The 10878-nt window shown below is 45.8% G+C and carries 8 protein-coding genes, 3 rRNA genes and 1 pseudogene; 8 read left to right on the top strand and 4 right to left on the bottom strand.

All coding sequences use genetic code 11. The features are described from left to right. Positions 1-245: 245 nt before the first annotated feature. The gene (locus H4O21_RS05295; protein ID WP_182807798.1) at positions 246-1358 is read left to right on the top strand and encodes an HD-GYP domain-containing protein; all 1113 of its coding nucleotides are present in this window, start codon (positions 246-248) and stop codon (positions 1356-1358) included. An 82-nt stretch (positions 1359-1440) separates the two neighbouring features. Here the strand turns inward: H4O21_RS05295 and H4O21_RS05300 are convergent, their stop codons facing one another. Continuing rightward, a complete protein-coding gene (locus H4O21_RS05300) occupies positions 1441-3162 on the bottom strand; it encodes an SPM autocatalytic domain-containing protein (RefSeq protein WP_182807799.1) in 1722 nt (573 codons plus the stop codon). A gap of 265 nt (positions 3163-3427) precedes the next feature. On the opposite strand from H4O21_RS05300, the pseudogene ugpB reads away from it, so the two are divergent. The 7 genes and pseudogenes from ugpB to H4O21_RS05335 all read left to right on the top strand — a co-directional run bounded on the left by ugpB (position 3428) and on the right by H4O21_RS05335 (position 10161). Beyond that, a pseudogene (ugpB, locus tag H4O21_RS05305) lies at positions 3428-4725 on the top strand (sn-glycerol-3-phosphate ABC transporter substrate-binding protein UgpB). 138 nt (positions 4726-4863) lie between these two features. Beyond that, positions 4864-5745, top strand: a complete 882-nt coding sequence (gene ugpA / locus H4O21_RS05310) for a sn-glycerol-3-phosphate ABC transporter permease UgpA (RefSeq protein ID WP_182807800.1) — start codon at positions 4864-4866, stop codon at positions 5743-5745. After that, positions 5745-6593 (top strand): sn-glycerol-3-phosphate ABC transporter permease UgpE, encoded by an 849-nt coding sequence (gene ugpE / locus H4O21_RS05315; protein WP_182807801.1) that lies wholly within the window; start codon positions 5745-5747, stop codon positions 6591-6593. Before ugpA ends, ugpE begins: the two co-directional genes overlap by 1 nt. A 141-nt stretch (positions 6594-6734) precedes the next feature. After that, entirely contained in the window at positions 6735-7799 is a 1065-nt protein-coding gene (locus H4O21_RS05320; protein WP_182807818.1) for a sn-glycerol-3-phosphate import ATP-binding protein UgpC, read from the top strand. 101 nt (positions 7800-7900) lie between these two features. Next, a complete protein-coding gene (locus H4O21_RS05325; protein WP_182807802.1) occupies positions 7901-8623 on the top strand; it encodes a glycerophosphodiester phosphodiesterase family protein in 723 nt (240 codons plus the stop codon). A gap of 4 nt (positions 8624-8627) precedes the next feature. Then, positions 8628-9392 (top strand): DeoR/GlpR family DNA-binding transcription regulator, encoded by a 765-nt coding sequence (locus H4O21_RS05330; RefSeq protein ID WP_182807803.1) that lies wholly within the window; start codon positions 8628-8630, stop codon positions 9390-9392. A 1-nt stretch (position 9393) separates the two neighbouring features. Further along, positions 9394-10161: an HAD-IIB family hydrolase gene (locus H4O21_RS05335; RefSeq protein WP_182807804.1), complete on the top strand. Its 768-nt coding sequence runs from the start codon at positions 9394-9396 to the stop codon at positions 10159-10161. 121 nt (positions 10162-10282) lie between these two features. On the opposite strand, the gene rrf (H4O21_RS05340) is transcribed toward H4O21_RS05335, so the two are convergent. The 3 genes from rrf (H4O21_RS05340) to H4O21_RS05350 form a co-directional block, all read right to left on the bottom strand. Then, positions 10283-10398: ribosomal RNA gene (rrf, locus tag H4O21_RS05340) — 5S ribosomal RNA — on the bottom strand. A 119-nt stretch (positions 10399-10517) separates the two neighbouring features. After that, positions 10518-10633 (bottom strand): 5S ribosomal RNA (gene rrf, locus H4O21_RS05345). Between the two features lie 138 nt (positions 10634-10771). Further along, positions 10772-10878 (bottom strand): 23S ribosomal RNA (locus tag H4O21_RS05350); the annotation flags it as partial.

The raw sequence follows: 10878 nt of genomic DNA on the forward strand, positions 1-10878 counted from the left end.
TCAACCTGACGAAATCTGACCATTACACCCTATATCAGCTTATTACCCATCCTCACAAAGCTTATCTGCCAGTCTGATTAGTGTCTTAGCCTATATTACAAAAGCTACCGGCTGATTTTTTCTGGTAGTATTAAAGTATTATATTTATTACAAAATATATGACAGCAGTTCCTTAATGCCGACATAAGCAATGAAACAAAAAATTTCTCAGGCGCTTAGTGATTTTTGTTTACGAGGAAAAATTTATGGCTCAGGATAACCGCCCCCTTATTCTTATCGTTGATGATGAACCCTTGAATATCGGTATTTTGATGGAGCTGTTAACCGCAGAGTATCGGGTGTTTCCAGCCAAGTCGGGACATGATGCGCTTAATATGATCAATAACGGGCCTAAACCTGACCTGATTCTGCTGGATGTCATGATGCCCGATATGGACGGCATTGAAATATGTAAACTTCTGAAAAGCCGCCCTCTGACGTCAGACATTCCAGTTATATTTGTATCCGCTAAAGATGATGAGTCCGATGAATCCGAAGGCTTCAAGGCGGGAGCAGTGGATTACATCAATAAGCCCGTATCAGCAGTCATCACCCGGGCCAGAGTTGCAACTCATATCAAGCTGGCCCATGCTCAGAAAGCTCTGCAACAACAAAACAACTGCCTGGAAGTTGCTGTCTGGCAAAGGACCAGGGAACTTCAGCTCACTCAGGATATTACAACCCTTGCCATGGCCTCTCTCGCAGAAACACGCGACAATGAAACAGGCAATCATATACGCCGCACTCAGAATTATGTCCGCATACTGGCAGAAAAGCTTCGTCATACAAAAGGCTTCTCCCACTTGTTGGATAACGATCATGTCATTGACCTTCTGTACAAGTCGGCCCCTTTACATGATATTGGCAAAGTCGGTATCGCTGATCATATTTTGCTCAAACCAGGCAAGCTCAGTGATGATGAGTTTGTTATCATGAAGCAACATGCCGAGCTGGGTGGACAGGCTATAGAGAAAGCAGAACATGAGCTTGAGGATGAAATTCAGAGTATTATGGGCGGAGAATCATTTCTACGCTTTGCCCGGGAAATTGCTCGCTATCATCACGAGAAATGGGATGGCAGTGGATACCCGGAAGGCTTGTCAGGTGATGATATTCCTGTCTCAGCTCGTCTGATGGCTGTTGCCGATGTATATGATGCCTTAATATCCAAACGCGTTTACAAACCTGCGTTTTCTCACACCAAAGCTATGCAAATTATTATTGAAGGGCGTGGCAGCCATTTCGACCCAAGGGTTGTCGATGCCTTTATTGAACTGGAGCCTGAAGTAACCCATATCGCTGAAACATACACAGATTAAAGATAAAGTCCGAACAAAGTGCCTGAACTCCGTTACCTGCTATAACAGCAGGCAGAGTTCAGGCAAGCATCATCCAGAATAGTCAGACGGCCAGATCAATTTGCTGGACAGAACCAACCCCGCCAGATTCTTTAAGAAATACGCCAGAGCTTCTGACATACCCCATATTTTCGTTATCCGCCACACGATTCAGAGCAAACTCAGTGCTGACATGATTCAGGTGAATAGCTCCTACATCCTTATCCAGTAGAGCAAACAGCTCGCTTTCTCCATCGTCTCCCGGCACCCAGATTCTTAGTTTATTAAACACAGAATCATCTTCATCAATAAACCCATCACCGTCTTCATCATATTCAGCTAAATCAGCAAAACCGTTGCCCGAAGCAGCGCCAAAGAGTTCAGAGCCATCATTGATCACACCATCTCCATTTTTATCCAGTGCCAGAAAACCAGAACCGGATTGCAATTGCGCTAACTGATCCTCTTCACCGTCCATATCAATATCGAACATAAAGGTACGCTGATTATCCAGAGCAACAGCAGGTCCATCGAAGTTAACCACCAGCGGATCTTTCATAACTCTGATCGATTCAGCCAGCTCTGTCGATTCAAACAGACGGCTCATTCCAACATCCAGCTCGATATCGATTTCGCGACCATCACTGGTCAGCACCTTCCCATGAGCACTGAACCGGGTATGCTCTTCCTCTCTGAAAATACTTTGTCTGGATTCAGTAATTGTTGTGGTTTGACGCACCATACCAGGTGGAATAGGCTCCTCTTCTTCCTGATTATCATACTGCGGGGTTACACCGATACCAACATCGGAAATATCTTCAGGAACAGTCGCACCCGGTACTGCAGCCTCCTTATTATCCTCCTCAATACCTTCACTTGTCCCGCCAGCTGGCACATAATCCTGCACCGGCTCTGCTGTTTCTTCACCAGAAGTTGCTGCCACAAGGGGGGCAGACTCATCTGTATTTTCGACGCCAGAGCTGCTGCTGCCTGAAGTGAGGGTTGTTTCATAACTGGAAACGCTGTCTCTTTCAGTATTCTCAGAAACCGGAATATCCTGGGAAATACCATCAGAAGAACCTGGAGGAATATAAACTCCTTGCGAAACATCTGTATCCGATGGATTATCTGCCTCCATGACTGAACGCTTGTTCATATCCTGATCTGAAGCCCATTCCATTCCCTTCACTCTATTCAAATCAGCCTGATGCTGAGCCCGACGGGCATCCTGATCATTAAAATATCCCCGGATCCGCATAATATTATCCTCGGATAATCCCATCTGGCCGAGTTCTTCCGGAGACATCTCTTTCAATGAGCGCCCTAAGCCCATTTCCATAATACGAATCATGAACTCAGCCTGCATATCCCTGATCATTGCAGCTCCTGTGGATTGATTCAGAGAGATATGGCTGAACTCAGCATCAACATTCATACGCGCATAATGCCGACTAACCGTTGCTGACACTTGCTCAGTATTTTGAGCAGTACCAGCATCCGCAACACTATCACTAGCCCGAAAGGACTCCCGGGTTGAAATGGAGATTCCCTGCCCTATAGCACGAGAAGCCATGGCGGACATTGCTGATAATGCAGCACTATCAATTTCATATTCAGCTCGCCCTTGTTGGTCGAATCCAACTGCATGATAGGTCGCCTCATACTCATAAACATCACCGTCATGAGTCTCGATTTTATTATGTACATGCTTCTCAGCTCTGACTTCAGAAGACATATTAAAGTCATGAGATGAAGACAGGTTGATTTGTCCATTTTCAATACGCATAGCAACCTCCTGTATGAACTATCCCTATGTTCTGTCGGCCTGGCACTATAAATCCCCATGAAAAAAATTAATCAGAACTTTTGATTTCTACCCGCTCTTTCCTCATTTTTATACGCCAGACTTTCATTTGAAAATCAAAAGCTGATAAAATTTCACTTATTGACTCAAATGAAAATAAAATGTCATCATAACGAAACATTTAAAAGGCTTAATGGCCGCATCTGAAGATCTGCTTCAAACAACAATTAACCAGGTGAGATGCACAATGACGTATAAAACAGCAGGAATTATCGCTTTATCCCTTCTGACAACTCAGGTTCATGCCGCAACAGAGATTGAATGGTGGCATGCAATGGGGGGCGTCTGGGAGAGAAAGTCAATGAGATTGCGGAGAAATTTAACGTCTCTCAGAATAAGTACGAAGTTAAACCTGTATTCAAAGGTAACTACACTGAAACAATGACTGCTGCTGTATCTGCCTTTCGTGCTAAAAAACATCCTCATATTGTTCAGGTGTTTGAAGTCGGCACTGCGACTATGATGTCAGCTAAAGGTGCAGTTTATCCGACCTGGCAATTGATGGAAGACAGCGGACAAGCTTTTGATGCCAATGACTATCTGGCTTCCGTAACCGGTTACTACTCCACCAACGATGGCAAAATGCTGTCTATGCCATTCAACAGCTCTACACCAGTTCTGTATTACAACAAGCAGGCTCTGACTAAGGCTGGCGTCCAGCCACCGAAAACGTGGGAAGAAATGGAAACGGCTGGCAAGAAACTTCAGGCAGCAGGTTATAAATGTGGCTTCACTACAGGCTGGCAATCATGGGTACAACTGGAAAACTTCAGCGCCCGTCATAACATACCTTTCGCAACAAACAATAACGGCTTTGGCGGTCTGGATACCGAACTGACGTTTAATGGCGACCTTCAGGTAAAACACATCACTAAACTGGCTGAATGGCAGCAAAGTGGCCTGTTCAGTTATGGTGGCCGTCGCTCTGACAGCGCACCTAAGTTCTACAGCGGTGAGTGTGCTATGTACATGAACTCTTCTGCCTCTTATGCAGGTGTGAAAAGTAATATTCAGGGCTTTGATTTTGGGGTAGCAGAGCTGCCTTACTGGGAAGGCGCGGTGAAAAAACCACAGAACACCATCATTGGTGGTGCAACACTGTGGACACTGAAAGGCCACAAAAAAGACGAATATAAAGGTGTTGCTGAGTTCTTTACCTTCCTGTCTTCTGCTGAAGTTCAGGCTGACTGGCACCAGTTCACAGGTTACCTGCCAATCACTCATGCAGCGGCTGATCTGACTCGTGAGCAGGGCTTCTATCAGGAAAACCCTGGGACTGACGTAGCTATCACTCAGATGACCTCAGTCACACCAACGCCTAACTCTAAAGGGCTGCGTCTGGGTAACTTTGTTCAGATTCGTGACATCATCAACGAAGAACTGGAAAAAGTCTGGGCTGGTCAGGTAAGCGCTAAACAAGCTCTGGACAAAGCCGTTCAGCGTGGCAATAAACCGCTGCGTAAGTTTGAACGTCAGAACGGTTAATCTACACCGGTCTGATCTGACTTTACTGCCTGATCATCCTCTGCATCAGGCAGTAAAGTTCTCTGTTTTTATTAAGAGCCGTTGTTTTGCAAAATCATTCCTCAAGCAAAACATACACTCTGAAGACCCGGAGTTCCGATGTCCCGTATTCCTGCTTTTAATCATCGCTGGCTACCCTGGTTGCTATTAGGGCCTCAGCTCATTGTGACACTTGTGTTTTTTATCTGGCCTGCCGGTCAGGCTGTATGGCAATCCTTCCTGATTGAGGATGCATTCGGAATGTCAACAGAGTTTGTCTGGTTTGAAAATTTCGCAGCACTACTGACAGATGAAGAATACCATTCAAGCTTTATGACAACTCTGGTATTCAGCCTGGGGGTAACCGGCTTGTCTATGGGCGTTGCCTTATTGCTGGCCGTTATGGCTGACCGCGTTATAAAAGGCAGTCAGATCTATAAAACATTACTGGTATGGCCCTATGCTGTAGCCCCCGCTGTAGCCGGTGTACTCTGGTTGTTTATGTTTAATCCTACCATCGGCATCATCACTTATTTGCTGGATCAGATGGGCTATACCTGGAATCACTCACTTAACGGTGGTCAGGCGATGATTCTGGTTGTCATTGCTGCGGCCTGGAAGCAAATTAGCTACAATTTTCTGTTTTTCCTGGCAGGTCTGCAATCAATCCCACGATCTTTAATTGAAGCGTCAGCCATTGATGGCGCAGGCCCTGCTAAACGTTTCTGGACCATTATTTTCCCACTACTGTCACCCACCAGCTTTTTCCTGCTGGTAGTCAATGTCGTGTATGCCTTCTTTGAAACCTTTGGCACCATTCATGCCGTCACTCAGGGCGGCCCCGGAGGATCAACCAGCACCCTGGTATACAAAGTCTATGATGATGGTTTTATCGGATTAGATCTGGGTGCTTCTGCCGCTCAGTCAGTCATTCTGATGATGATTGTAGGCTTGCTGACCGTTGTACAGTTTAAATATATCGAACGTAAGGTACAGTACTGATGATTGAGAATCGCCCCGGACTGACATTCTTCAGCCATTTTATTCTCTGGTTAGGTGTGCTGATTGTTGCCTTACCACTATGGATCGCTTTTGTCGCATCAACCCATAGCGCAGAACAGCTCATTGCAACGACAGTCCCTCTTTGGCCCGGAGATCAGTTCTGGACCAACTACAGTAACATTCTGACCGGACCAGCCAGTGAAGCGGTAGGTATCAGTGTCAGTCAGCTATTACTTAACAGCCTGATCATGGCCCTGGGAATCACTTTCGGAAAAATTATTATCTCGATGACAGCCGCTTACGCGATTGTTTTCTTTAACTTCCGTTTTCGGATGTTCAGTTTCTGGCTGATATTTATGACACTGATGCTACCGGTTGAAGTCCGTATCATGCCAACCTTCCAGGTCGTTGCAGATCTGGAGCTACTGAACTCCTATACGGGGCTGACCTTACCGCTTATTGCCAGTGCGACCGCGACGTTCCTATTCCGTCAGTTTTTTCTGACGATACCTCATGAACTAATAGAAGCCGCCCGCGTAGATGGCGCAGGTCCGGTACGTTTTTTTATTGATATCCTGGCACCACTATCCCGGACGAATATCGCAGCATTATTCGTCATCATGTTTATTTATGGCTGGAACCAGTATCTATGGCCATTATTGGTTACAACAGATGAATCCTATTACACCGTCGTTATGAGTATTCAGAGAATGCTGGCCGTTGGTGATGATGAAGTCGCGTGGAATGTTGTCATGCCGACGACAGTTCTGGCCATGCTGCCACCGGTACTGATTGTGATATTTATGCAACGTCAGTTTGTCAAAGGTCTGGTGGAAACGGAAAAATAATCCAGATCAACTGCACCACTTAATACATAGTCATAGCCCAGGCAAAGCCAATTATCAGGCTATACACAGAATTTAAAGCAAATGTCGGCAAGAGTCGGCAACTGGCCGAATATGGTCAGAGCAATTTCAGGAAAGAATATTATGGCTACTCTGGCATTACAGAATATCCGCAAAACCTATCCTAATGGTTATCAGGCAATTCATGGGATCAATCTGGATATTGCTGATGGCGAACTGATTGTACTGGTAGGTCCATCCGGCTGCGGTAAATCAACCCTGCTGCGTATGATCGCAGGCCTGGAAACTATTTCCGAAGGCCAGCTGAATATTAATGCCACTCAGGTGAATAATCTGGAACCTGCCGAACGGGACATCGCTATGGTATTCCAGAATTATGCACTGTATCCCCACATGACAGTATTCGACAATATGGCTTATGGCCTGAAAAACCGGGGAACTGAAAAGAGTGTGATTCTGGACAAAGTAACCCGCACAGCCAGAATGCTGGAGCTGGATCATTTGCTGGATAGAAAACCCAAACAGTTATCTGGTGGTCAGCGTCAAAGGGTAGCAATGGGCCGGGCTATTGTACGCGATCCTAAAGTGTTTTTGTTTGATGAACCGCTTTCGAATCTGGATGCAAAACTCAGAGTACAGATGCGTATTGAGATCAAAAAGCTACAGAAAGAGCTTGGAACGACCTCAATTTACGTGACTCATGATCAGGTTGAGGCAATGACTCTGGCCGATCGACTGGTGGTTATGAATGGCGGTGTTGCCGAACAGATTGGCACACCAATGGAGATTTACAATCGCCCTCAAACCCCTTTTGTAGCTGGTTTTATTGGCTCTCCTTCTATGAACTTCATTCACGGGGAACTGAATAATGGTCAGCTAAGCATTGGAAATAAGACTATTCCACTGCAGAACGAAACAAATTTTAATGGCCCTGTTATTATCGGCTTACGGCCAGAACATATGCACCGCAGCGATCGGTACCCTCACTCTCTGCAACTGAGCATTAGCCTGCTGGAACCCCTTGGGGCTGATACCCTCGTTTATGGTACAGCGGAAGGTACAAATGATGAACTGGTCGTTCGACTGAACAGAGAGTTCTATCAGGAAACCGGTAGTACATTATCACTCTGGTTTGATTGTTCCGAGCTACATCTTTTTTGCGCTCAGACACAGCAACGTATTAATTAACAGGCCTGCCATATCCGGGCGAGAATCTTTTTGATATCGTCCGGCTAATCACAGGATTAGCATTTAATAAGACTCATATATTTAAGAGAAGGGCCTGTATCATGCCAGATCAGAATCGTTGGATTATCGGACACAGGGGCGCACCCAGCCTGGCTCCGGAAAATACTCTGGGAGGCTTCAGAAAAGCAGCAGAAACCGGAGCATCCTGGGTAGAGCTGGATGTCACATTGCTGGCCGACAATACCATGGTCGTTAACCATGATCCGACTACAGATCGTTGTAGCAACACCCAGGCAGTACTGGCTGAACTGATACGGGATCAGCTTAAAGGGATCGATAATTCAGCATTGTATCCCGACTGGCCCTATGAGCCCCTTCCACTGCTCTCCGAAGTATTCCGCCTGCTTAACGAGCTGAATCTGAGCCTGAATCTTGAATTAAAAGATCATGGCCTCCCTGCAGAAAGAGTTGTAAGCGTACTGAAACTGCTACTGGAAACAGAGTTCAATGACAATGAACGCCTGATTATCTCCAGTTTCAGCCGGGAACTACTGGATGAATGCCACAGACAAATCCCAGAGGCTCGTCTGGGATTACTGTGTGAGTCTTTACCTGAAGACTGGCAGGAGTATGCAAGACACACAAATATCTACAGCATACATTCCCGCTGGAGTGATCTGAGCTATAACGATGCCAGACAAGTCAAAGAAAAAGGCTATAAATTACTCTGCTGGACAGCAAACCAGCCGGAGCTGGTTGAATCTTTGTGGATGTGGGGTATGGATGCCATTATTACAGACAATCCTCAGGACTATCTGAAGTAATCTTATGTTGAATGATCGACAAAATATCATCCTGAGCTTACTTCAGGACACAGAACAACTGAATGTAGATGACCTGGCAGGACGTTTTGCCGTCAGCACTCAGACAATCAGAAAAGATATAAACCAGCTATGCGAACAAGGGCTGGCTCGCCGTCTGCATGGGGGAATCAGCCTTCCGGCAACAACGCGAAATATATCCTACCACTCCCGCCAGACGATCAACTCAGTCAGTAAACAGAAAATGGCAAAACTTCTGGCAGAAAAAATACCAGAAGGTTCCTCTCTTTTTCTGGGTATAGGCACGTCGGTCGCTCTGTTTGCAAAAGCTCTGACTCAGAATAAGCGAGTACGTATTCTGACCAATAATCTGGATGTTGCCAATATTCTGTGTGACCAGCCAGAAACCGAAGTTATTGTCGCAGGAGGTAGCCTGAGACATAACGACAGAGATCTGGTTGGTGAGAGTGTAACCCGCTTTATTGAGCAATTCAGAGTTGATTTTGGCGTAATCGGCAGTGGTGGACTCAGCCTGGAACACGGGCTATTGGATTTTGACCCATTGGAAGCTGATGTCAGTCGGGCAATTCTGAATAATGCGAGACAACGGGTATTACTTGCAGACAGTACAAAGTGGAGCCGAAAGCCTATGGTTAAGGTTGCTCCATTCAATCAGATCGATCTTTTTGTAACCGATAATCTGCCAAAGCACTCACTGGCTGACGCCCTGTCAGAGCAGGGCGTTAAACTTATTACTATGGAAAACTCTTAATATGCCGGACCTGTCTTCTATTCGATTTTTGCTCACCGATGTCGACGACACTCTGACGACTCAGGGCAGATTACTGCCCGAAACACTCCAGGCAATTTATTCGCTGTATGAGGCTGGAATAAAAGTTATACCCGTTACAGGCGGCTGTGCAGGATGGTGCGACCAGATGGTCCGCACCTGGCCAGTAGATGCTGTTATTGGGGAAAACGGTGCCTTTTACTTCACCCTGGATGAGAACAAACGCATCTGTCAGACCAGCTGGCATTCTGAGCAGGAAATGAAAGAAAAACAGAAACATCTGCTGGAAATTGCGACAAGCATTCTTCATACACACCCAGAAGTAAAGCTGGCACGGGATCAGGCATTTCGCCTGGCTGATGTAGCAATTGATTATAATCAGGATATCACCGGCGTTTCAGCACGTCAGGTACAGAGCATCATTGATATTTTTCAACAGCACGGTGCCAATGCAAGAGCCAGTTCTATTCATATAAATGCGTGGTTTGGCAATTATAGTAAAAGAGCTATGTCTGAGAGGTTACTAAAGCAGGTTTATGGAATAACAGAAGCCGAGATACTGAGTTGTGCAGCTTATGTTGGAGATGCTCCGAATGATGAACCTATGTTCAGCTGGCTTAAATACACATTTGGCGTATCCAATATCAACAGACACCTGGAAGACATGTCATATCATCCGGCCCATATATTATCGCAAGAATGCGGTCGGGGTTTTGCTGAGCTATCAGGCTTAATTCTACAATCCAGATAATTAAAACCCGGAAACAATTACCATCACTATAGGCGGTGTTTTTCAGGTATCAATAAAACAGGGGTATTCTGATCAAAATGAAAAAAGCCCGACCATTACTGATCGGGCTTCTTAATTTAAAGCTTGATAATGTCCTACTCTCACATGGGGAGACCCCACACTACCATCGGCGCTGTACCGTTTCACTGCTGAGTTCGGGATGGAATCAGGTGGTTCCGATACGCTATTGTTATCAAGCAAAACTGTCATTACCTGCCTGTTGTTATTAGCAGATAATCTTAAAAAACATTCTCCAAAACTACTAACTATCGGAGAAAGTAAAGCCTTGCTGACAAAAGCAAGGCTTAAAAATAAGAGCTTGATGATGTCCTACTCTCACATGGGGAGGCCCCACACTACCATCGGCGCTGTACCGTTTCACTGCTGAGTTCGGGATGGAGTCAGGTGGTTCCGATACGCTATTGTCATCAAGCATAAAAAGGTGCAGATTAATGTGCAGTGGTGATCACTGCGTTCCAACGTTCTGTTTTTCGATCAATTCTTTGTCTTCTGTAATCCGGTTTCGTATCCGGTTATATCTCTGAGCAAAGCCAGACCATTCTGGTGTTATATGGTCAAGCCTCACGGGCCATTAGTACAGGTTAGCTCAACGCCTCACAGCGCTTACACACCCTGCCTATCAACCTTGTAGTCTTCAAGGGCCCTTCAGGAAGCTCG

Source organism: Oceanospirillum sediminis, from assembly GCF_014164585.1.
Classification (GTDB): domain Bacteria; phylum Pseudomonadota; class Gammaproteobacteria; order Pseudomonadales; family Halomonadaceae; genus Oceanospirillum; species Oceanospirillum sediminis.